General features: G+C 63.7%; 21 protein-coding genes. 18 read left to right on the plus strand and 3 right to left on the minus strand.

Annotated features, from left to right (window positions below; translation table 11 throughout):
- Positions 1-32 precede the first annotated feature (32 nt).
- The gene (locus GQ651_RS01145) at positions 33-698 is read left to right on the plus strand and encodes a nucleoside/nucleotide kinase family protein (protein WP_160762381.1); all 666 of its coding nucleotides are present in this window, start codon (positions 33-35) and stop codon (positions 696-698) included.
- Between the two features lie 11 nt (positions 699-709).
- Here GQ651_RS01145 and GQ651_RS01150 read toward each other — a convergent pair whose 3' ends face one another.
- A complete protein-coding gene (locus tag GQ651_RS01150; protein ID WP_160762382.1) occupies positions 710-2,326 on the minus strand; it encodes a SulP family inorganic anion transporter in 1,617 nt (538 codons plus the stop codon).
- A 114-nt stretch (positions 2,327-2,440) separates the two neighbouring features.
- A complete protein-coding gene (locus tag GQ651_RS01155) occupies positions 2,441-3,322 on the minus strand; it encodes a MurR/RpiR family transcriptional regulator (RefSeq protein WP_227257924.1) in 882 nt (293 codons plus the stop codon).
- 92 nt (positions 3,323-3,414) lie between these two features.
- On the opposite strand from GQ651_RS01155, the gene GQ651_RS01160 reads away from it, so the two are divergent.
- From GQ651_RS01160 to GQ651_RS01215, 12 genes are all read left to right on the plus strand, one after another.
- Positions 3,415-4,185, plus strand: coding sequence for an N-formylglutamate amidohydrolase (locus tag GQ651_RS01160; protein WP_319637278.1), 771 nt, complete (start codon positions 3,415-3,417; stop codon positions 4,183-4,185).
- Positions 4,182-4,703: a TRAP transporter small permease subunit gene (locus GQ651_RS01165; RefSeq protein ID WP_160762383.1), complete on the plus strand. Its 522-nt coding sequence runs from the start codon at positions 4,182-4,184 to the stop codon at positions 4,701-4,703. The genes GQ651_RS01160 and GQ651_RS01165 overlap by 4 nt, the downstream gene beginning before the upstream one ends.
- Positions 4,703-6,028 carry a TRAP transporter large permease gene (locus tag GQ651_RS01170; protein ID WP_160762384.1) on the plus strand — a complete coding sequence of 442 codons (1,326 nt, stop codon included), beginning with the start codon at positions 4,703-4,705 and terminating at the stop codon, positions 6,026-6,028. The genes GQ651_RS01165 and GQ651_RS01170 overlap by 1 nt, the downstream gene beginning before the upstream one ends.
- Before the next feature lie 71 nt (positions 6,029-6,099).
- The gene (locus GQ651_RS01175; protein ID WP_160762385.1) at positions 6,100-7,134 is read left to right on the plus strand and encodes a TRAP transporter substrate-binding protein; all 1,035 of its coding nucleotides are present in this window, start codon (positions 6,100-6,102) and stop codon (positions 7,132-7,134) included.
- Positions 7,135-7,249: 115 nt separating this feature from the next.
- Positions 7,250-8,614: a glutamine synthetase family protein gene (locus tag GQ651_RS01180; RefSeq protein WP_160762386.1), complete on the plus strand. Its 1,365-nt coding sequence runs from the start codon at positions 7,250-7,252 to the stop codon at positions 8,612-8,614.
- Between the two features lie 297 nt (positions 8,615-8,911).
- Positions 8,912-10,291, plus strand: coding sequence for an aldehyde dehydrogenase family protein (locus tag GQ651_RS01185; protein ID WP_160762387.1), 1,380 nt, complete (start codon positions 8,912-8,914; stop codon positions 10,289-10,291).
- Between the two features lies 1 nt (position 10,292).
- Positions 10,293-11,438, plus strand: coding sequence for an iron-containing alcohol dehydrogenase (locus GQ651_RS01190; protein ID WP_160762388.1), 1,146 nt, complete (start codon positions 10,293-10,295; stop codon positions 11,436-11,438).
- A 132-nt stretch (positions 11,439-11,570) separates the two neighbouring features.
- Positions 11,571-12,869, plus strand: a complete 1,299-nt coding sequence (locus GQ651_RS01195; RefSeq protein WP_160762389.1) for an extracellular solute-binding protein — start codon at positions 11,571-11,573, stop codon at positions 12,867-12,869.
- Between the two features lie 75 nt (positions 12,870-12,944).
- Positions 12,945-13,826, plus strand: a complete 882-nt coding sequence (locus tag GQ651_RS01200; protein WP_160762390.1) for an ABC transporter permease subunit — start codon at positions 12,945-12,947, stop codon at positions 13,824-13,826.
- A 13-nt stretch (positions 13,827-13,839) separates the two neighbouring features.
- On the plus strand, positions 13,840-14,760 hold the full coding sequence (gene ugpE, locus GQ651_RS01205; RefSeq protein WP_160762391.1) for a sn-glycerol-3-phosphate ABC transporter permease UgpE: 921 nt from the start codon (positions 13,840-13,842) through the stop codon (positions 14,758-14,760).
- Positions 14,757-15,803 carry a sn-glycerol-3-phosphate ABC transporter ATP-binding protein UgpC gene (gene ugpC / locus GQ651_RS01210; RefSeq protein WP_160762392.1) on the plus strand — a complete coding sequence of 349 codons (1,047 nt, stop codon included), beginning with the start codon at positions 14,757-14,759 and terminating at the stop codon, positions 15,801-15,803. Before ugpE ends, ugpC begins: the two co-directional genes overlap by 4 nt.
- 5 nt (positions 15,804-15,808) lie before the next feature.
- On the plus strand, positions 15,809-16,639 hold the full coding sequence (locus tag GQ651_RS01215; RefSeq protein WP_160762393.1) for a glycerophosphodiester phosphodiesterase family protein: 831 nt from the start codon (positions 15,809-15,811) through the stop codon (positions 16,637-16,639).
- On the opposite strand, the gene GQ651_RS01220 is transcribed toward GQ651_RS01215, so the two are convergent.
- Positions 16,628-17,434, minus strand: a complete 807-nt coding sequence (locus GQ651_RS01220) for a carbohydrate ABC transporter permease (protein ID WP_160762394.1) — start codon at positions 17,432-17,434, stop codon at positions 16,628-16,630. The two genes, GQ651_RS01215 and GQ651_RS01220, sit on opposite strands and share 12 nt — an antisense overlap.
- Positions 17,435-17,520: 86 nt before the next feature.
- Here GQ651_RS01220 and GQ651_RS01225 point away from each other — a divergent pair, with 86 nt between their 5' ends.
- The 5 genes from GQ651_RS01225 (at position 17,521) to GQ651_RS01245 (ending at position 22,167) form a co-directional block, all read left to right on the plus strand.
- On the plus strand, positions 17,521-18,315 hold the full coding sequence (locus tag GQ651_RS01225) for a 3-deoxy-manno-octulosonate cytidylyltransferase (protein ID WP_160762395.1): 795 nt from the start codon (positions 17,521-17,523) through the stop codon (positions 18,313-18,315).
- Positions 18,312-19,130 (plus strand): 3-deoxy-8-phosphooctulonate synthase, encoded by an 819-nt coding sequence (gene kdsA / locus GQ651_RS01230; RefSeq protein ID WP_160762396.1) that lies wholly within the window; start codon positions 18,312-18,314, stop codon positions 19,128-19,130. Before GQ651_RS01225 ends, kdsA begins: the two co-directional genes overlap by 4 nt.
- Positions 19,127-19,891, plus strand: coding sequence for a glycosyltransferase (locus tag GQ651_RS01235; RefSeq protein WP_160762397.1), 765 nt, complete (start codon positions 19,127-19,129; stop codon positions 19,889-19,891). The genes kdsA and GQ651_RS01235 overlap by 4 nt, the downstream gene beginning before the upstream one ends.
- Positions 19,884-20,882, plus strand: coding sequence for a KpsF/GutQ family sugar-phosphate isomerase (locus GQ651_RS01240; protein ID WP_319637281.1), 999 nt, complete (start codon positions 19,884-19,886; stop codon positions 20,880-20,882). Before GQ651_RS01235 ends, GQ651_RS01240 begins: the two co-directional genes overlap by 8 nt.
- Before the next feature lie 82 nt (positions 20,883-20,964).
- Positions 20,965-22,167: a 3-deoxy-D-manno-octulosonic acid transferase gene (locus tag GQ651_RS01245; RefSeq protein WP_160762399.1), complete on the plus strand. Its 1,203-nt coding sequence runs from the start codon at positions 20,965-20,967 to the stop codon at positions 22,165-22,167.

Consider the following 22,167-nt stretch of genomic DNA (forward strand, 5'->3'; position numbering starts at 1 on the left):
CGGCCAACCGCAAAGGATATACGGCAAGACAGATGACCGCTGGCCCGAACAGAGCATTGGACAATCTGGTCGCGGACCTGCGCGACCGCGTTCTGGCGCTTGAAAGCACTGGAAGGCGCTGTCTTGTCGGCATCGCCGGCGCCCCTGCTAGCGGAAAGTCGACTTTGGCGGACACGCTGACCCATGCGCTTGTCGCGGCCGGGCGCCAGGCCCGTAACGTGCCCATGGACGGATTCCATCTGGATAACCGGCTTCTCGATCCTGCTGGTCTGCGACCGCGGAAAGGCGCGCCCGAGACCTTCGACGCAGCCGGGTTCCTGCACATGATCCGCCGCCTGTCGCAAGAAGACGAAGTGGTCTACCCGATCTTCGACCGCAGTCAGGACCAGGCGATCGCCGGGGCAGGGCGCGTCGGCCCGGACTGCGACATCGTCGTGGTCGAGGGCAACTACCTTCTTTACGATGCCGAGCCGTGGCGAGGGCTCTCGGACTTCTGGACCATGTCCGTCTGGATCGACACGCCCGAGGACGTGCTGCGCGAGCGGCTCATTCAGCGCTGGCTCGACCATGGCCATGACGCCGACGCGGCGCGGGCACGGGCCGAGGGCAACGACCTCGCCAACGCGCGCCTCATCGCGCAACACCGTTTGCCTGCCGACCTCGTCCTGTCCGAAAGCGCGGCGCTGCCGCCGGGCTGACGCCGCGGGGCTTAGTGCCCGCCGATGATGCCCGTCCTGACCGAGTAGTCCACGGCCAGTTCGTAATCCGGATCGTCGTCGCTATCGACCATCAGGTGACCCGCCTTCGACAAGAGCCGGTGGCAGTCACGCGAGAGGTGGCGAAGCTGCAGGCGCTTGCCGGCCGCTTCGTACTTGGCCGCAACCGCCTCGATGGCCTGAAGCGCCGACTGGTCCACGACGCGCGAGCCTTCGAAATCGACGATGACGACCTGCGGGTCGGTTTCCACGCGGAACATCTCGGTAAAGCCGTCCGACGAGCCGAAGAACAGCGGGCCCTGCACCTTGTAGACCTTGGCGCTTTCCGGCGTCTCGTAGGTCATCGCGTGGATGCGCGTCGCGTTCTGCCAGGCATAGGCCAGCGCGCTGACGATGACGCCCACGACCACGGCCGTGGCAAGGTCGGTGGCGACCGTGACGATGGTCACGAGGATCGTCACGAAGGCATCGGCACGCGGCACCTTGGTCAGGATGCGAAGCGAGTTCCACGCGAAGGTGCCGATCACGACCATGAACATCACGCCCACAAGCGCGGCCAGCGGGATCTGCTCGATCAGGGGCGCGGCGAAAAGAATGAAGGACAACAGGAACAGTGCCGCCGCGATTCCGGCCACGCGGGTGCGTCCGCCGGATTTCACGTTGATCATGGACTGACCGATCATCGCGCAGCCGCCCATGCCGCCGAAAAAGCCGGTCACGGTGTTGGCGGCGCCCTGCGCCACGCATTCGCGGCTGGCGCCGCCCCGCTGGTTCGTCATCTCGCCCACAAGGTTCAGCGTCAGAAGGCTCTCGATCAGGCCGATGGCGGCGAGGATGACCGCATAGGGCAGGATGATCTCGAATGTTTCCCAGTTGAGCGGAACCATGGGAATATGGAACGCGGGCAGCCCGCCCTCGATCCCGGCCATGTCGCCCACGCGCGGCACGTCGATGCCGAAGACGATGACCACCAGCGCCGTGATCGCGATACCCGCAAGCGGGGCAGGGATGGCGTTGGTGAGTTTCGGCATCGCCCAGATCACCGCCATTGTCAGTGCAACAAGGGCCAGCATCATGACAAGCGGCGTACCCGACAGCCATTCGCCGTTCGCCATGCCGTGGCCCGCGCTTTCCGCGCTGCCGGGCACCTGGAACTGACTGAGCTGTGCGAGGAAAATCACGATGGCCAGCCCGTTGACGAAGCCCAGCATAACCGGATGCGGGACCAGTCGGATGAATTTGCCCCATCTGAGCAGGCCCACCGCGATCTGGATCAGGCCCATCAGGACGACCGTGGCGAAGAGGTACTCGACCCCGTGGGTCGCCACGAGGCTGACCATGACCACGGCCAGCGCGCCCGTCGCGCCCGAGATCATGCCGGGCCGTCCGCCGAACAGCGCGGTGATGAGGCCGACGATGAAGGCGGCATAGAGGCCCACAAGAGGATGCACGCCCGCCACGAAGGCGAACGCGACGGCCTCGGGGACAAGGGCAAGCGCGACGGTCAGACCGGCCAGAAGTTCGATCCTGAGCTGGGTGGCATTCAGGTCCGGCCCTTGCCGTTCACCCGCCAATGCATCACCGAAAACCGCCATCAAAGCCCGCGCCATGGACCACCTCGTCTCGTTTCTTGTTCTGAAGGGGGTGCTCCTAACGCATTCCGGGCCAAAAGACACGGTATTCTTGGGCATACCGGATATGCGCCGCTCGGGAGGCTGGGGCGGTCAGTTCTGCTTCCGAAAAAGCTTTGTTGTCTTGAACATGTCTTCCAGCCGCTCGATCCGGGTTTTCGCATCCTCCCACCGGCGGGTCTGAACCTCGGCGATGAGCGCTTCCGCGATCAGGTTGATCGCGAGCGTCGAGTCCCAGCTCGACGGCACCTCGATCAGGGCATTCACCACGTGATCAGACAGCTTGGTGACGGGCGACCCCCACTGGTCGGTGAAAAGGACGATCTCGGCCTTCTGCGCCTTGGCGATCTCGGCCAGCCGGAACAGGTCGCGCTCGTAGCGGCGGATATCGAAGATCACGAGGACGGTTTCGGGCCCCATGTCCAGCAGGTACTGCGGCCAGACGTTGGCCGAGGGCGACAGCAGCGTCACGCCCGGCCGAATGATCTGCAGGTGGTTGAAGAGGTAATCTGCGTTGGACCGCGTGATCCGGCCGCCAGACAGAACCACGTGCCGCGCCGGGTCGGCCAGACAGGCCGCGATCCGGTCGAAGGAGGCCGGGTCCAGCCGGTCGATCGTGCCTTCGAGATTGGCGAAGACGGCTTGGGCGAAATCCTGAAAGGCCGGGCTGTCCGAGCGGTTCTCGGGCCAGCCGTCGCGTTTGAGGATGGGCGTTCTGATCTGTGCGGACGCCTCGTCCCTGAGTGCGGCCTGAAGATCGGGAAAACCGCCATAGCCGAGCTTCCGCGCAAGTCGGATGACGGTGGGCGTCGACACCCCCGCCGCCTCGGCCAGGCGTGTGATCGACGTCAGCCCCGCCACGGGGTAGTCGCGCAGCAGTACGTCCGAGACCTGACGCTCCGCCGGGGTCAGATCGGCGGCCATATCGGCCAGCCTGTCCTTGACGATCGTGCTCCGCTTCACCTGTGTGCTCAATCCTGAAGCTATCGTTACAAGCTAGACGCCATCAGAAGCCAAGTCTACGAAATTCGCTTGACAGGCGGCCTGCGCGACGGTGCTATGCGGGCGTGACTGTTGCTGCCGAACCCCTCTCGATCCTACCTGAGTCTTCCGCTGACGTCGCCACCGTCATCGGCCAGACACGGTCATTTCCGCTGCTTCTCGTCTGCGAGCATGCCTCCGATGCAATCCCGGCGCATCTGGAGAACCTTGGCCTTGCCGATGCGGATCGGTATTCCCACGCGGTCTTCGATATTGGCGCGGCGCATCTAGCCGAACGTTTGTCGGATGCGCTGGGCGTTCCGCTTGTAATCGCGAACTGGTCGCGCCTGATCTACGATCTGAACCGCCCGCCCGAGGCGCCCGACGCGATACCGGCGCGGGTCGAGACCATCGATATCCCCGGCAACAGGAGCCTCAGCGCCGCCGACCGAGAGGCGCGGGCAGAGGCGCTGTACTACCCTTTCCACAAGGTCGTCTCCGACACGCTCGATGCATTCGATACAGCGCCGACGCTCGTCACCATCCATTCCTTCACGCCCGTCTGGAACGGCGCCCCTCGCGCCGTAGAAATCGGCTTTCTGCATGATGCCGACCCGACCCTCGCGGAGGCCATGCTCGCCGCCTATGACGGCCCGCACCGCACCGCATTGAACGAGCCCTATTCCGCGAAGGACGGCGTCACTCACACGCTTGCCCGGCACGCGACGGCGCGCGGGCTGAGAAACGTGATGATCGAGGTGCGGAACGACCTTTTGTCGGATGATGCCGCTATCGACGTCGTGGCCACCGCTCTCGCCGGGGCGCTGACGGCCGCCCTTGAAGAGGTGGCGGCATGACCGGCCTGATGCTGAAATATGTTGGCCTCGTCGATCCGCTGAACCGCTGGATCGGACGCATCGTCATGTACGGCATCTTCGTGATGATGGGGATTCTGCTCTGGTCGTCCATCTCGAAGACCTTCTTCCTGCCGTCGCTCTGGACGCTGGAAATGGCGCAGTTCGCCATGGTCGCCTATTACATTCTTGGCGGTCCGTATTCGATCCAGCTTGGCTCCAACGTGCGAATGGACCTGCTTTACGGGTCCTGGACCGACAGGCGGAAGGCGCAGATCGACGCGATCACGGTCCTCTTCCTGATCTTCTACCTCGGCATCCTGCTCTGGGGCGGGTGGGACAGCCTGATGTACTCCTTCCAGTACGGTGGCGAGCGCAGCCCGACCGCATGGCGGCCCTATCTCTGGCCGATCAAGACGATCATGGTGACGGGCATTTTCCTGATGCTGCTTCAGGCGATAAGCGAGCTCTTCAAGGATATTCTGAGGCTCAAGGGCCATGACGTGGGGGTCAAGCTCTGATGGCCTACGAGTGGATCGCCATTCTCATGTTCTCGTCGATGATGCTGATGCTGCTGACGGGCCAGCGCGTCTTCGGCGCCATCGGCTTCGTCGCCGTAGTTGCGGCGCTCTTCCTATGGGGCGACCGGGGCGGCTATGACCTGGGTTTCTCGGCCGCGATGAAGCTGATGAAGTGGTACCCGCTTCTGACGCTCCCGATGTTCATCTTCATGGGCTACGTCCTTTCGGAAAGCCGGATCGCCGACGACCTCTACAAGATGTTCCACGTCTGGATGGGCGGCCTGTCGGGCGGCCTTGCCGTGGGGACAATCGGCCTGATGGTGCTGATCTCGGCGATGAACGGCCTCTCGGTCGCGGGCATGGCGATCGGTGCGACCATCGCGCTGCCCGAGCTTCTCCGGCGCGGCTACGACAAGCGCATGGTGACGGGGGTGATACAGGCGGGCTCCAGTCTGGGCATTCTCGTGCCGCCTTCAGTCGTGCTTGTCCTATACGCGATGATCGCGCGTCAGCCGGTGGGGCAACTCTGGCTCGCCGGTATCCTGCCAGGGTTGATGATGGCCGCGATGTTCGTCCTCTACATCGTGATCCGCTGCCGGATCACACCGTCCCTCGGCCCTGTACTGCCGAAAGAGGACCGCGACCTTCCCATGGCCGAAAAGCTGCGGCTCCTCCGCGCCGGTCTTCTGCCGCTTTTCATCTTCTTCGCGATGATGGTGCCTTTCGTGAACGGCTGGACCTCGCTGGTCGAAAGCTCGGCCATCGGCGCGCTTGCCGCTTTCGCCGCCGCCGTCCTCAAGGGGCGGATGACGCGCGAGGTCTTCGAGAACTCGGTCCGGAACACGCTTGGCATCACCTGCATGTTCATGTGGATCATCCTCGCCGCGCTTGCCTTCGGCGCCGTCTTCGATGGGCTGGGAGCGGTGCGGGCCATCGAGTCCCTCTTCACCGAACAGCTCGGCTTCGGGCCGTGGACGATCCTGATCTTGATGCAGCTCAGCTTCATCCTGATGGGTACATTCCTCGATGACACCGCAATGCTGGTGATCGTCGCGCCGCTCTATGTGCCGCTGGTCGACGCGCTCGGCTTCGACCTGATCTGGTATGGAGTGCTTTACACGATCACGACCCAGATCGCCTACATGACGCCGCCCTTCGGCTATAACCTGTTCCTGATGCGCGCCATGGCGCCGCCCGAGATCACGCTCCGCGATATCTACGGCTCGATACTGCCCTTCGTGCTGGTGATGGTGCTGGCGCTGACGGTGGTGATGGCCTTCCCCCAAATCGCGCTCTGGCTGCCGGGATATGTCTATGGCTTCTGACGCGCGCGACCCGACAACAATCAGAACCCCTGTCCAAACGGGGCCAATTTCAACAGAGAGAGGATAGACCCATGACGTCCAGACGTACTTTCCTGAAAGGTGCCGCCGCGGCCGCACCCGCAACCGCACTTGCCGCACCGGCACTCGCCCAGTCTACGATCCGCTGGCGGATGCAGACCTATGCCGGCCCCGCGCTGGCCGAGCACGTGCTCGATCCGGCCATCGAGATGTTCAACAAGATCGCCGGCGACCGGATGCAGATCGAGGTGTTCTACGCCGACCAGCTCGTCCCCACGGGCGAACTGTTCCAGGCGATGCAGCGCGGCACGATCGACGCCGTGCAGTCCGACGACGACTCGATGGCCTCGCCCACCGAAGTCACCGTTTTCGGCGGCTATTTCCCCTTCGCATCGCGCTACTCGCTCGACGTGCCGGTACTATTCAACCAGTACGGCCTGAACGAAATCTGGGACGCCGAGTATTCGAAGGTCGGCGTCAAGCACATCAGCGCCGGCGCATGGGACCCCTGCCACTTCGCCACCAAGGACCCGATCCGTTCGCTGGAAGATCTCAAGGGCAAGCGCGTCTTCACCTTCCCGACGGCGGGCCGCTTCCTTGCCCAGTTCGGCGTCGTTCCGGTGACGCTGCCCTGGGAAGATATCGAGGTGGCGGTGCAGACCGGCGAGCTTGACGGCATCGCGTGGTCGGGCATCACCGAGGACTACACAGTCGGCTGGGCGGATGTGACCAACTACTTCCTGACCAACAACATCTCGGGCGCCTGGATCGGCCATTTCTTCGCCAATATGGAGCGCTGGAACGAGCTTCCCGAAGACCTCCAGACGCTGTTCAAGGTCTGCTGCGAGCAGTCGCACTACTATCGTCAGCACTGGTACTGGGGCGGCGAGGCGGACCTCCGCGTCAACGGTCCCAAGATGGAGCTGACCTCGATCCCCGACAGCGAATGGGCCCAGGTCGAAGCCGCCGCCCGCGTGTTCTGGGACGAAATCGCGGCCGAGAGCGAGACCAAGGCAAAGGTCGTGGAGATCTTCAAAACCTACAACGCCGTCATGGAAAAAGCGGGACGTCCGTACCGCTATACCTGATCCATTTTGCGGGCCACGGCCCGAACCCAAGAAACAGGCGACCTCTTCCGAGGGGTCGCCTGCCACGATCCGATAGATATGAAGCGGCCACAGAATGCCGCGAGGAAGGACCGAAATGACTGCCAACCTGTCTTTCGACACGCTCAAGGAAGAAGCCGCAACCGGCCAGATCGACACCGTGCTCGTCTGCATGGTGGATATGCAGGGCCGTCTGATGGGCAAGCGTTTCCACGTCTCGTCCTTCCTTGAAGCCGGGTATCACGAGACCCACTGCTGCAATTACCTGCTCGCCACCGATATCGAGATGGCCACGCCGGACGGCTATGCCGCGACCTCTTGGGAAAAGGGCTATGGCGACTACGTGATGAAGCCCGATCTCTCGACCCTCCGCCGCGTGCCGTGGCTGGAAGGGACGGCGATGGTCCTTTGCGACCTGATCGACCATCACACCCACGAACCCGTGCCCCATGCGCCCCGCCAGGTGCTCAAGGCCCAGATCGCCCGCGCCGAGGCGATGGGCTTTACGCCGATGATGGCGACCGAACTGGAATTCTTCCTCTTCCGGCAAAGCTATGACGAGGCCCGGAAAAGCGGTTTCATAAACCTCGACCCGCTTGCAGGCTACAATGCCGATTACAGCATCTTCCTGACCACCAAGGAAGAATACGTCATGCGACCGATCCGGAACATGCTGGTGGCCGCCGGCGTGCCGGTCGAGAACTCCAAGGGCGAGGCCGAGACAGGGCAGGAAGAGCTGAACGTCAGATACGCGGGCGCGCTTCTTTGCGCCGATCACCACACCATAGCAAAGCAGGCGATCAAGGAGATCGCTCTGGCGCACGGCCATTCCGCGACCTTCCTTCCGAAATGGCACCACAAGAAGGTGGGCTCGGCCGCGCATATTCACCAGTCGCTCTTTTCGGAAGACGGGAACGTGTTCTACAACGCCGAGGCCAAGCTCACCATGTCGGACACGATGAAATCCTACGTGGCGGGCCTTCTGAAATACTCGCCCGACATCACCGCGTTCCTCGCGCCTTATGTGAACAGCTACAAACGCTTCCTGCCGGGCACCTTCGCGCCGACCAAGATCGCTTGGTCGATCGACAACCGGACCGCGGGCTACCGCCTCGTGGGCGACGGTACCAAGGGCGTCCGGATCGAATGCCGGATACCCGGGTCGGACATCAACCCCTACCTCGCCTGCGCGGCGCAACTCGCTGCAGGCCTCTCGGGCATCGAGGAAGGGCTGACGCTGGACGATCCCGTGACCGGCGACGTGTATGGAATGGAGGACGTTGCATCGATCCCGCACACGCTCCGCGCCGCGACCGAAACACTTCGGGAATCGAAGATGCTTCGCGCGCAGATGGGCGACTGGGTCGTCGATCACTACGCCCGCGCGGCGGAAGTTGAGCAGGAAGCCTTCGACGCGGTCGTCACCGACTGGGAGATCGCCCGGGGCTTCGAGCGCGCCTGACATGAACACCGCCCATCCGAACTGCATCCGGCCCGCCCCGGTCCCGGGGAACCCTGGCAATTTGAGTAAAATTGTCCTTCGCCTGTTTCCAAATATCCCGGGGGTGAAGCGGCCGAAGGCCGCGAGGGGGCAGCGCCCCCTTGCGATGCTCTATTCCGAGGCGCGGCCCCTGCAGCAGCGCGACGCCTCTTCCCGGTCCGCTGGAAAAGACCTACATCCGCTCAGCCATACCGAGGGAGAGGGCTGGCGGCTCTTCTGTTCCAACCTCACCCCCGTTCCCCTTTCGGAGGACACCCCATGACAAAGACAATCGACCTGATTTCCCCCATCGACGGCTCGGTCTACCTGAGCCGCGAGGTTCTGTCCCGCGACGCCGCCTTCGCCGCCGCCAAGAAGGCGCGGCTGGCACAGATGCTCTGGCGCGACCGCCCGCTGCAGGAGCGGATCGACCTCGTCATGAAGGCCAACGAGATCGTCGGCCAGACAACCGACCGCATGGCCAATGAACTGGCCCATCAGATGGGCCGTCCGATCCGCTACGGCGGCGAATACGGCGGCTTCAACGAGCGTGTCCGATACATGGCCTCCATCGCGGAAGAGGGTCTAGCCCCCTATGTCATCGAGGATTCGGACAGCTTCAAACGCCAGATCAAGCGCGTGCCCTGGGGCGTCGTCCTTGTCATCGCGCCCTGGAACTACCCCTATATGACGGCGATCAACACAATCGCACCGGCGCTCATCGCGGGAAACACCGTGATCCTGAAACACGCCGCCCAGACCCTTCAGGTGGGCGAGCGTCTGGTCGAGGCCTTCCACGAGGCGGGCGTGCCCGAGGACGTGATCCAGAACGTGGTGCTCGATCACGACACGACATCGGCACTCATCGGCGAGCGTGCGGTGGACTTCGTCAACTTCACCGGTTCCGTCGGCGGAGGTCAGGCGATCGAGCGCGCCGCCGCGGGCACCTTCATCCCCGTATCGACCGAGCTGGGCGGCAAGGACCCCGGCTATGTCCGCGCCGATGCTGACGTGGATGCCGCGGTCGAGACGCTGATGGACGGCGCCTTCTTCAACGCGGGCCAGTGCTGCTGCGGGATCGAGCGCATCTACGTGAACGAGGCGCTCTACGACGAGTTTCTTGAAAAATCCATCGCATGGGTCAAGGCGCAGAAGCTCGGCAACCCGCTCGACCCCGAGACGACGCTCGGACCGATGGCCAATGTCCGCTTTGCCCGCGAGGTGCGCGCTCAGATCGACGAGGCGCTGGCCGATGGCGCGGTGGCCCATATCGACCGGATGGAGGCCGATGACGGCGAGGGGCCGTACGTCACCCCGCAGATCCTGACGAATGTCAGCCACGACATGCGGGTGATGCGCGATGAAAGTTTCGGCCCCGTCGTGGGCATCATGCCGGTCGAGGACGACGGAGAGGCGATCCGGCTGATGAACGACTGCTGCTTCGGCCTGACCGCCAGCGTCTGGACCGCCGACGCCGAGGCCGCCGAGATGATCGGTGACCGGCTGGAAACCGGCACGGTCTTCCAGAACCGCTGCGACTATCTCGATCCGGCGCTCTGCTGGACGGGCTGCAAGGATACCGGCCGGGGCGCCGGTCTTTCGATCCTCGGATTTCACGCGCTGACGCGGCCGAAATCCTATCACCTGAGAAAGGGCTGACATGGGGCTGACAGGGAACTGGTCCTATCCGACATCGGTGCGCTTCGGCGCGGGACGCATTTCGGAAATCGTCGAGGCCTGCATGGCCGCCGGCATCACCAAGCCGCTTCTGGTCACGGACCGTGGGTTGGCGGGCATGGAGATCACCGCCCGCACGCTGGACCTGGTCGAGGCCGGCGGGCTTGGCCGCGCGATCTTCTCGGAGGTGGACCCAAACCCGTCCGACGCCAATGTCGAAGCGGGGCTGAAGGTCTATCGCGAGGGCGGCTTCGACGGAGTGATCGCCTTCGGCGGCGGCTCGGGTCTCGACCTTGCCAAGACGCTCGCCTTCATGGCGGGGCAGGCGCGGCCGATCTGGGATTTCGAGGATATAGGCGACTGGTGGACGCGGGCCGACCCTGATGGGATCCACCCCATCGTTGCAGTGCCGACCACGGCGGGGACCGGCTCGGAGGTGGGTCGCGCGTCGGTCATCACCAACAGCGAGACTCATGAGAAAAAGATCATCTTCCACCCGAAGATGCTGCCGTCGGTGGTCATCTGCGACCCCGAACTGACCGTGGGAATGCCCAGGCACATCACGGCGGGTACCGGGCTCGATGCCTTCGCCCATTGCGTCGAGGCGTTTTCCAGCCCGCATTACCACCCTATGAGCCAGGGCATAGCGCTTGAGGGCATGCGGCTTGTCATCGACTATCTGCCGCGCGCCTATGCGGACGGGTCGGATATCGAGGCGCGGGGCCATATGATGAGCGCCGCCGCCATGGGTGCGGTGGCCTTCCAGAAGGGTTTGGGCGCGATCCATGCACTCAGCCACCCCATCGGCGCTTGGCATCATACACACCATGGTACGACCAACGCGCTCTTCATGCCCGTGGTGCTCGGCTTCAACGCGGACGCCATCCGCGAGCGCTTCGACCGGGCGGCAGGGTATCTGGGGATCGAGGGCGGTTTCGAAGGCTTCCGGGCGTTCGTGGACGAGTTCAACGCCAGTCTCGGCATCCCGAAGACGCTGACCGAACTGGGCGTCAAGGATCCGGATCTCGATGTTCTCACCGAAGCGGCGCTTAAGGACCCGTCGGTCGGTGGCAACCCCGTCGAGATGACGAAGGAGAACACGAGGCCACTGTTTGAGGCGGTTCTCTGACAGCGCTCACGTGAGCGATATCAATTGTTTGTCCAAATGGTCGAAAAACCGCTGGACAAGGGGCGCGCTGTCAAAAAAACTCCATGCGCACCCGATAGAAGGTGAAACGGATAATCCAAGGGAGAGAAATCCATGAAATATACCTCCATAGCACTCGCGGCCGCGATGACGTTTGGTGCGTCACAGGCCGTCGCCCAGGTGGAAATCACCTGGTGGCACGCCATGGGCGGCCAGTTGGGTGAAACCACCAACGAAATCGCTACACGGTTCAACGCGTCGCAGGACGATTACGTCATCACGCCGGTCTACAAGGGCGGCTACGAGGACACGCTGACCGCCACCATCGCGGCCTTCCGTGCCGGCGAGCAGCCGAACATCGTTCAGGTCTTCGACGCGGGCGCGGCGACCATCATCGGTGCGACCGGTGCCGTTATCCCTGCCGCTGACCTGATTCAGGAAGCCGGTCTGGAGTTCGACCCCGAAGCCTACATCTCGGGCGTTCGCTACTTCTACGCCGACAGCGACGGCAAGATGGTCGGCATGCCGTTCAACTCGTCGACCCCGATCATGTACTACAACATCGAGGCGCTGAACAAAGCCGGCGTCGAGCCTCCGAAGACCTGGGAAGAGTTCGAAGCCATCGCTCCGGCGCTGGTCGATGCGGGTTACATCCCGCTTGCTCAGTCGCACAGCCCGTGGATCTTCACCGAGAACTTCCATTCGCGCCACAACATCCCGTTCGCCACGAACAACAACGGCTTTGACGGTTCGGAGGGCACGAAAATCCTCGTGAACAACGATGCCATCAAGACGCACTTCACCAAGGTGAAGGAGTGGCTCGACAAAGGCTGGTACGGCTACTACGGCGCCGGCTGGGGTGACAACCAAGCCCCCTTCGAGAACGGCGACGTCGCAATGTGGCTTGGCTCTTCCGGCTCCTTCGGCGGCCTGAAGAATTCGGCCAGCTTCGAATTCGACGCGACCTATCTGCCCTATTGGGAGGCGATCACGAGCGAGCCGACCCAGACCTTCATCGGTGGCGCTGCACTGTTCGCGCTGAGCGGGCATTCGGACGAAGAAAACCGCGCATCGGCGGAATTCTTCAAGTTTCTGTCCTCGACCGACATCCAGAAGTTCTGGCACCAGGAAACCGGTTACGTGCCGATCACGGAGGCCGCCTACGAGGCTGCCAAGGCGGAAGGCTACTATGAGGAATCGCCGCAGGCCGAAGTCGGTATCCAGCAGCTCTCGCTGGCGTCGGGCGACAACTCCAAGGGCTACCGGATGGGCTTCTACGTCCAGATCCGCGACGTCATGAACCGTGAATACGGCCGCATCTTCGCGGGCGAGACGGATGTCGACAGCGCCTTTGCCGTGATCGAGGAAGAGGGCAACCGCCTTCTCGACCGCTTCGCGCAGACGAATAACTGATAGGTCCTCGTGACCACCGTCAGGGGCGCCCCACGCGCCCCTGACCACCAATAATTCCGAAAGGGGAGGGGCTTCGTGGAGAAAGCGCAATTCCAAAGCCGATGGATGCCGTACCTGCTGCTTGCGCCGCAGATGGTCATCATCGCAATCTTCTTCATCTGGCCCGCCGCAGAGGCGATCCGCGCTTCGTTCTTTCTGGAAGACCCGTTTTTCGGGAACTCCACCTTCGTCGGGCTTCAAAATTACACCGACGCGCTTTCGGCGTCCGACTACAAGCGGACGGCATGGTTCACGGTCGTGTTCACCGTCCTCGTGTCGCTGCTGTCGCTGGCATTGGGCATGATGCTGGCCGTCTCCGCCGACCGGGTGCTTCGCGGGCAGTCCACGTACAAGACGCTGCTGATGTGGGTCTACGCCATCGCCCCGCCGGTGGCTGGCCTGATCGGCGTCATGCTCTTCGACCAGCATATCGGCCCGCTCGTCGATTTCGCCGCCATGTTCGGCTGGCACCTGCAGATCGGCGTGGACTACTGGGATACCGGCTTTGCCATGATCGTCGTCTCGACATGGAAGCAGGTGCCGTATTGCTTCATCTTCTTCCTCTCGGGCCTCCAGTCGATCCCGACCTCGGTGAAAGAGGCCTCGGCCATCGACTGCCAGTCCGAGACGCGCCGCTTCTGGACGATCACCTTCCCGCTTCTGGCGCCCACGACTTTCTTCCTGCTGATCCTGAACATCACCTACGCGATGTTCGAGACCTTCGGCACCATCGACCAGATCGTAAAGGACCAGCCGGGCAACAGCCCCGTCACGCTGGTCTACAAGGTCTTCCGCGACGGCTTCCGCGGCAACGATATCGGCGGGTCTTCGGCACAATCGGTCATCCTGATGATCTTCGTGCTGTTGCTGACAATCGTGCAATTCCGGCTGATCGAACGCCGGATCCATTATACCTGAGGAGGAAGACGCCATGGCCATCGCCGATACCGACCGCCTTCCGCCCGCCACGAGCGACAAGGCAAAAACGAAGACCAAACCGCAGAAGCCGAGATCGAATATCCGGCTTTACGACCACATCGTGCTCGCCATCGGGGTCTTCATCATGATGGGCCCGCTTGTCGTGGCTTTCCTGACCTCGACCCATGACTACGTCACGATCCACCGTGAGGGGATGCAGATCACCTGGGGCGGAAACTTCCTGGAGACCTACAAGAACGTGCTTTACCAGAAAGGCGGCTTCACCGGCGAGGTGACGGGCCTTCTGATGACGCAGAACAGCCTGATCCTTGGCATCGGTTTCGCGGTGGGCAAGATCGTTGTGTCCATGCTGGCCGCCTACGCCATCGTCTACTTCCGCTTTCCCTTCGCCACGCTGTCCTTCTGGATCATCTTCACGACGCTGCTTCTGCCGCTCGAAGTGCGCATCCTGCCGTCTTACGAGGTCGTGCAGCAACTGGGGATGCTGAACAGTTACTCCGGCCTGATCATCCCGCTGATCGCTTCTGCGACGGGGACGTTCTTCTTCCGGCAGTTCTTCAAGTCGATCCCCAACGAGATGATCGAGGCGGCGCGGATCGATGGCGCGGGGCCGGTCCAGTTCTTCTGGGACATCCTTGTGCCGCTGTCGAAAACCATGATCGCGGCCATCTTCATCATCATGTTCGTCGTCGGCTGGAACCAGTATCTCTGGCCCACCCTGATGACGACCGAGGAAGGCTACTTCACGCTCGTGCGCGGTATCCGCAACATCATGCAGCAGATGATCGGCGCGGATATCCCCGAGTATAACGAGGCGCTTGCCATGGCCGTTCTGGCCATGCTGCCGCCGGCGCTGGTCATCATGATCTTCCAGCGCATGTTTATCAAAGGTCTGGTGGAACAAGAAAAATGACAACACTACGCATCAAGGACGTCTTCAAGCGCTATCCCAACGGAGCCGAGGCCGTGAAAGGCGTGTCGGTCGATGTCGAGGATGGCGAGCTTGTCGTCTTCGTCGGACCTTCGGGCTGCGGCAAATCCACCATGCTGCGGATGGTGGCAGGGCTGGAAAGCGTTACGGAGGGCGAAATCGAACTTGCCGGTCGCGTCGTCAACGATCTGGAGCCGGCCGAGCGCAACATCGCCATGGTCTTCCAGAACTACGCGCTTTACCCGCATATGTCGGTCCGCAAGAACCTGGCCTACGGTCTGAAGAACCGCGGGACCCCCCAGGCCGAGATCGACCGCAAGGTGGATGAGGCGGCGAAGCTCCTGCAAATCGGCGAGTTTCTCGACCGCAAGCCCAGCCAGTTGTCCGGCGGTCAGCGCCAGCGCGTCGCCATGGGCCGCGCCATCGTGCGTGATCCGGCGATCTTCCTTTTCGATGAGCCGCTATCGAACCTAGACGCCAAGCTCCGGAACCAGATGCGACTGGAAATCAAGAAGCTCCAGCGCTCGCTGGGCACGGCGGCCATCTACGTCACCCATGACCAGGTCGAGGCGATGACACTGGCCGACCGGATCGTCGTTCTGAACAACGGTCTGATCGAACAGGTGGGCAAGCCCCACGAGGTCTATTCGCAGCCCGCGTCGACCTTCGTGGCGAGCTTTATCGGCGCGCCGCCGATGAATCTTCTCGATGCGACGCTCTCGGATGGCCGGATCGAGATCGGCGGCCAGAGCTTTGCCGTGCAGCAGACCCAGAAGGCGGGACCGATCAAGCTGGGCCTCCGCCCCGAACGGCTTCAGGTGGCGTCGGGCGGCGAGGGCTTCCGCGTCGAGGTGGGCGTGCTGGAAGACCTCGGCGCGACCCGTCTCATCCATGCGCGCCTCGGTGATCAGGACCTGACCATCGCTCAGGATTCCGAACTGCCCGAGCCGTCGTCCGAGGCTCTTATCACCTTCCGCCACGACGACGCGCATTTCTTCGACGCCTCTTCCGGTCGCCGGATCTGACGCCCATGCACCCGCGCGACGCGTTCCGCCAGCGCTGGCAGGCGCGCCCTGCGCCTGCTCTGATCTCGGTTCACCGGGGCGCCTGGGGCCCGGCGCCCGAGAACTCGCGCCGGGCCATCTCGGACGGCGCGGCCATCGGGATCGTAGAGATCGACGTGCAACTGGCCGCCGACGGTGTGCCGGTGGTGATGCATGACGAGAGCCTTGCGCGCATGACGGGCGATCCCCGCAAGGTCGGAACGGTCCCGTCGGTCGACATCGCGGCACTGACCCTGAGGTCGGGCGGCGGCGGTGACGGGGTGGGGCTGTCGGACGAGACCGTCCCCCTTCTGAAAGAGGCGGTCACGGGCGCACCTGCTGACGCGTTCTTCGACTTCGACGTGAAATTCCCCGCCGAAATCGACCGGGTCGCTGCATTTCTCGCCGCCGAGGGACTGGCCGGTCGCGGGTCGGTCAAGGTCGACGTGGCGAACGCGGCCGATATCGATGCGCTTAGATCTCTGGAAGAGCGCGATGGTTTGATGGTCATGGCCAAGCTCAACCTCGCCAAAGGGCAGGGCGCAATTGTTCCCGCTCTGGTCGAGGCGGGCGTCGCGGCCGCCGAGGTCTATTTCGACGATCTGGCACAGCTTCGAGATGCTGCGGATGCTTCAGGCGATAGGCTTGCGCTTTCGACCTACACGCTCGACCCGGTTCATTGCTGTGGCCTGTCCGACGCCAAGGCACTCCAGGACCCTGATGCGGTCTGGGGCAGGCTGTTGCACGCAGGTGCGACGATCCTGATGACGGACCGTCCGCGCGATCTGGCCGCCTATCTCGCCCGCTCAGACGCGTAGCCCCGCCACCCGGCTCAGTGCGCGGGTGAACAGCAGGACCAGCACCAGAGGCGGCAACAGGGACACCGCACCCAGGATCAGACTCGGCCCCGAGCCGGTTCCGGCCAGGTTCAACCCCCGCATGATCGGGAAAAGGCTGTTGTCGGTCGAGATCATCAGAGGCCAGAGATACTGGTTCCAGCCCACCATGAAGGTGACGAGGAAAACCGCCAGAATGGGCGGCCACGAAAGCGGCACGACAAAATGGAACAGGTATTTGACAGGCCCCGTCCCGTCGAGCCGTGCGGCCTCCATGATCTCGGGCGGCAGGCCCCGGAAATGCTGACGAAAAAGAAAGGTGGCGACCGCGATCGGCAGGATCGGCAGGATCAGCCCCGGCAGCGAGTTGATCAGCCCGAGCGCCAGCACCGTGTCGAACGTTGGCAGCATCCGCGCTTCGATCGGAAAATAGAGTGTCAGGATCGTCGCCGCGAAGACCCATCTGGCCAGCCGGTTTTCCATGAAGACCAGAACGAACGCGGCGAGCATCGATATCAGGGTCGTAATCAGCGCGACACCCACGGCGATGGCGAGCGACACGCCCACCATCCCCGTCAGCGTCGTCTCGCCGCCGGTCAGGCGGGCCAGCGCCTCGGTGTTGCCGACGATACCGTCCATGTAATCCGCCGTGGGCCGCCAGTCGCCGTTCAGCCCGCCCCGGTTGCCCGCGCCCAGAAAGACGATCACCAGAGGCGCCGTCATCAGAAGCGTCCCGGCAATCAGGATCGCATGGTCGCGGATGCGTGGCTGTCTCATCGCGTGGCGGTCGTCCGGTTTGTGTGGATATTTGCCGTCGCTCTCAATTATGCGTATGGCTCAGGAAGACGAAAGGGGCGATCCCCATGAGCCACGTGATTTTCATTCCCGCGCGCTATGCCTCGCAGCGCTTTCCGGGCAAGCCGCTACAGGCACTGACCGGCGCCACCGGCGTGACCAAAAGCCTGATCGAACGCAGCTGGCTGGCCGCGCGTGCGGTCTCGGGTGTGGATGGTGTCTATGTCCTGACCGATGACGAGCGCATCGCGGAACCGTGCCGGGCCTTCGGTGCCGAGGTTCTGATGACGCCCGACACATGCCGGAACGGGACCGAGCGCTGTGCCGCAGCCGTGCCGCTTCTGGACGAAGAACCCGACATCGTCGTCAACCTTCAGGGCGACGCGCCGCTCACCCCGCCGCATTATGTCGAGGCGCTTGTCGCCGCGATGACGGCGGATCCCGATATCGTCATGGCAACGCCGGTTCTGCGGACAGACCGGGATCACCTGGAAAAACTCCGCGCTGACCGGAAGGCCAATCGCGTCGGTGGTACAACGGCCGTTTTCGCGGCCTCGCGCGATGCGCTCTATTTCTCGAAGGAGGTTCTGCCCTTCTACGACAATGCGCCAGACGATGCCGTTCCGGTGTTCCACCATGTGGGCTGCTACGCCTATCGTCCCTCGGCGCTTCGGCAATACGCGGCCCTTCCGGAAGGCCGGCTTGAACGGCGCGAGGGACTGGAGCAACTGCGTTTTCTGGAGCATGGCGTGCCGGTGCGCTGCGTCGAGGTCGAGGCGCGCGGGCGGTCCTTCTGGGAGTTGAACAACCCCTCGGACGTGCCACTGATCGAAGACATCATGAAGCGCGAGGGCATCGCATGAAAACCGTCACCGTCGGGAACGTCAGCTTCGGCAACGATCTGCCCTTCGCGCTGATCTCGGGACCCTGCCAGTTGGAAAGCCTCGATCACGCCCGGATGCTTGCGGGCCGTCTGGTCGAGGTCACCTCCGAACGCGGAATCCCCTACGTTTTCAAGGCCAGTTTCGACAAGGCCAACCGCTCGTCCCTTGTCGGCAAGCGTGGCGTCGGGATCGAGGCGGGTCTGGACATCCTTGCCGCGATCCGGGACGAACTCGGCTGCCCTGTCCTGACCGATGTGCACACGGCCGAGCAATGCGCCATTGCCGCCGACAAGGTGGACATCATCCAGATCCCGGCCTTCCTCTGCCGTCAGACGGACCTCTTGCTCGCTGCCGGCGAAACCGGCGCGGCAATCAACGTGAAGAAGGGGCAGTTCCTTGCGCCATGGGATGTCCAGAACATCGTCGACAAGATCGCGTCCACCGGAAACGAGCGCATCCTGCTGACCGAGCGTGGCGCGTCCTTCGGCTACAACATGCTGGTCTCGGACATGCGGTCCCTGCCGATCATGGCGCGGACGGGCTTTCCCGTCGTCTTCGATGCGACCCATTCCGTGCAGTTGCCGGGCGGGCAGGGGACGTCCTCCGGAGGGCAGTCCGAATTCGTGCCGCCCTTGGCCCGCGCCGCCATTGCAACGGGGTGTTCGGCGGTCTTCATCGAGACCCACGAGGAACCATCCCGCTCGCCCTCGGACGGGCCGAACATGGTCCGTCTCGACGACATGGCCGCGCTTCTTGACCAACTTCAGGCGCTCGACCGGGTGGTGAAAGCATGAGCGAGCGTGTCGTCCTGTCGATGAAATGGGGCACGCTCTACAACGCCCGATACGTGAATGTGCTCTACAACGCCGTACGCGATCATATCGACGGTCCCTTTCGCTTCGTCTGTCTGACGGATGAGCCAGATGGACTGGCCTCTGGAATCGAGACCCACCCGATCCCCGATCTCGGCCTGCCGCAGGAGCGCTGGAACCACGGTGCCTGGCCCAAGCTGGCCGTCTTCGCTCGCGATCTCTTCGGGCTTCAGGGCAGGCTTCTGTTCATCGACCTCGACAGCGTGATCGTCGACAGGCTCGATCCGTTTTTCGAAGCCGGCGGCGCATTCAGGGCCATCGGTGGCGGCAGCGGCTGGCGGCGTGGGGCCGCCTGGACCGATCCGCCGCGTCTCTTGTCGGGCGTCTTCTCGATGGACTTCGGCGCGCATCCCGACGTTCTCGATGCCTTCATGGCCGACAAGGAGGCTGCATACGACCGCGCCGAGAATGAGCAGCACTTCATCGAGCAGACGATCAGTTCATGGGAGCCTTGGCCCGACGGATGGGTGCTGAGCTTCAAATATCACCTGAGGCGGAGCATCGGTGCCGATCTGATCAAACCGGTCTACGACCCGCCTCCGGGGGCCAAAATCGTGGCATTTCACGGCAATCCGCGGCCCATCGATCTGGTCGGGCGCAAGCGGTTGTGGTCGGAACCGCCCCACTCGGTGCGTTGCCCGGTGACTTGGCTCGATGACTATTGGGAGAGTTACGGTGAGTGATGGGAAAACGATCTCGGCGCTCGGCGCCGTCAGGCGCGCGCTCGACATCGACGCCGAAGGCGTTGCGACACTTGTCGCGGCGCTCGACGGGCTGGAAGACCGGATCGAAAAGGCCGTCGGTCTGCTGCTCGGTATGGAGGGCCGCCTGATCATAACCGGCCTTGGAAAATCCGGCCACATCGGGGCCAAGCTGGCTGCCACCTTCTCATCCACCGGCACGCCCGCCTATTTCCTCCACCCTTCCGAGGCGAGCCACGGCGATCTCGGGATGGTGCAACCCACGGACGTGATCCTCGCGCTCTCGTGGTCGGGTGAGACGCGGGAGCTCTCCGACGTTCTCGGCTACGCCAAGCGGCGCACGGTGCCGATGATCGCTGTGACCGCGCGAGAGGACAGCACGCTGGCAACAGCAGCGGATGTGGCCCTTGTTCTGCCCCGCGTGCGAGAAGCCTGCCCGCACAACCTTGCCCCTACAACCTCGACCCTTTTGCAGATGGCGATGGGCGATGCTCTTGCCATCGCGCTTCTCGAAGCGCGCGGTTTCACCGAAGAGAGCTTCCACCGCTTTCATCCGGGAGGGTCACTTGGCGCCGCGCTGAAGCACGTGCGCGAAATCATGCATGAGAGCGATGCGCTGCCCGTGATCGCCGCCTCGGCTTCGGTCCTCGAAGCGATTGGCGTTCTGTCGGCAAAGGGCCACGGCATCGTGGGGCTGACCCGCGACGGTGCGCTGGCCGGTGTCATCACTGACGGCGACATCCGGCGCTATCTCGAGCGGAACGCGACATCGACGATGCAGGCCGCGCTCCACGAGACAGAAGCCGGTGAGATCATGACCGAGGGCTCGGTGACGCTCCGACCCGACATGATGGCGGGCGAGGCGCTGAGTATCCTGCAATCGAAGCGCATCTCTGCGGCCTTCGTCCTGAGCGACGGTCGCCCCGTCGGGCTGGTCACGATGCTGCGGCTGCTCAATCGCGGGACCGCCTGAGCCGATGTCGCCCGCGACACGGGCATATCTTGCATTTTCACAAGTATCCGGCCCCCTTTGGCGGCTGGCGCTGCGGAGAAGGTTGCAAAAGGGCAAGGAACTGCCCGAGCGGGTGGGCGAGAAATACGGCGAGTACACCACCCCGCGCCCCGAAGGAGAGGTGCTCTGGTTTCATGCGCTGAGTGTCGGAGAAAGCCTCGCGCTGATCCCGCTCATCGAAAAGGCGTTGGCGGCGGTTCCCGGTCTCTCGGTCGTTCTCACCACATCGACGGCCACTTCCGTCGCCGCGCTCGACCGGGCCGGGCTGCCGGATCGCGCGCATCACGTGCTCTTGCCCATGGACACGGCGCAGGCCGTCCGGCGATTTCTCGATCACTGGCGGCCCTCGGTCGCGGTCTTCGCCGAGCTCGACTTCTGGCCGCGACTGATGACCGACACGCACCGGCGCGGCATCCCGATGATCCTCGTCAACAGCCGCATGTCCGAGCGGAACGTCGAAAGCCGGTCGCGGATGGCGGGCATGACGCGGGATATTCTGAGCCTGTTCGACGCGCTGCTCCTGCAGGACGACGCCAGCGTCCCGCGCTTCCGCGCCCTCGGCGCTCCGCCGGAGCGGATCAGCGTCGTCGGCGCGCTCAAGGCGGCGGCGCGGCCTTTGCCTGCCGATGAAGTGGAACTTGCGGAACTGCGCGCGGCCATCGGCACGCGTCCAGTCTGGCTGGCGGCGGCTACGGAAAGGTCGGAGCATCCGTCCATCGTCGCGGCCGCGCAGGAGATTGCACGCAACCACGGGGAAGCGCTGGCCATCCTCGCACCAAGGCACGTCGCGGACGGCCCGCCCCTGGCCGAGGCCATCGCCGCAACTGGACTGGCTGTCGCGCGGCGCGGGGCAGGAGATGCGATTTTTCCTGACACGCAGGTCTATGTCGCGGACACGATCGGTGAAATGGGCCTCTGGTATCGGCTGGCCCCGATCAGCTTTGTGGGCCACTCCCTGCCGCCTGCGGGGGTCGCACTTGGCGGCAAGAACCCCTACGAGGCGGCGGCGCTCGGCTCGGTCATGCTGCACGGGCCGGGTCTTGGCGATTTCGAGGAAAGCTACGCCGCGCTGCAAGAGGCGGGCGCGAGCCTGTTGGTCGAGAGCGCGGGCGGGCTTGCGGCAGAAGTCATGCGGCTGTTCGCGCCGGAGGTCCGCGCGCCGTACCTCGCCGCCGCCGAACGGGTCGTCGAGGAGCGCCGCGCCGTTCTGGACCGGACGTGGCAGGTCATCGACGCCGCGCGGTAA

Source organism: Kangsaoukella pontilimi, assembly GCF_009830125.1.
In the GTDB taxonomy this organism is placed as follows: Bacteria; Pseudomonadota; Alphaproteobacteria; order Rhodobacterales; family Rhodobacteraceae; genus Kangsaoukella; species Kangsaoukella pontilimi.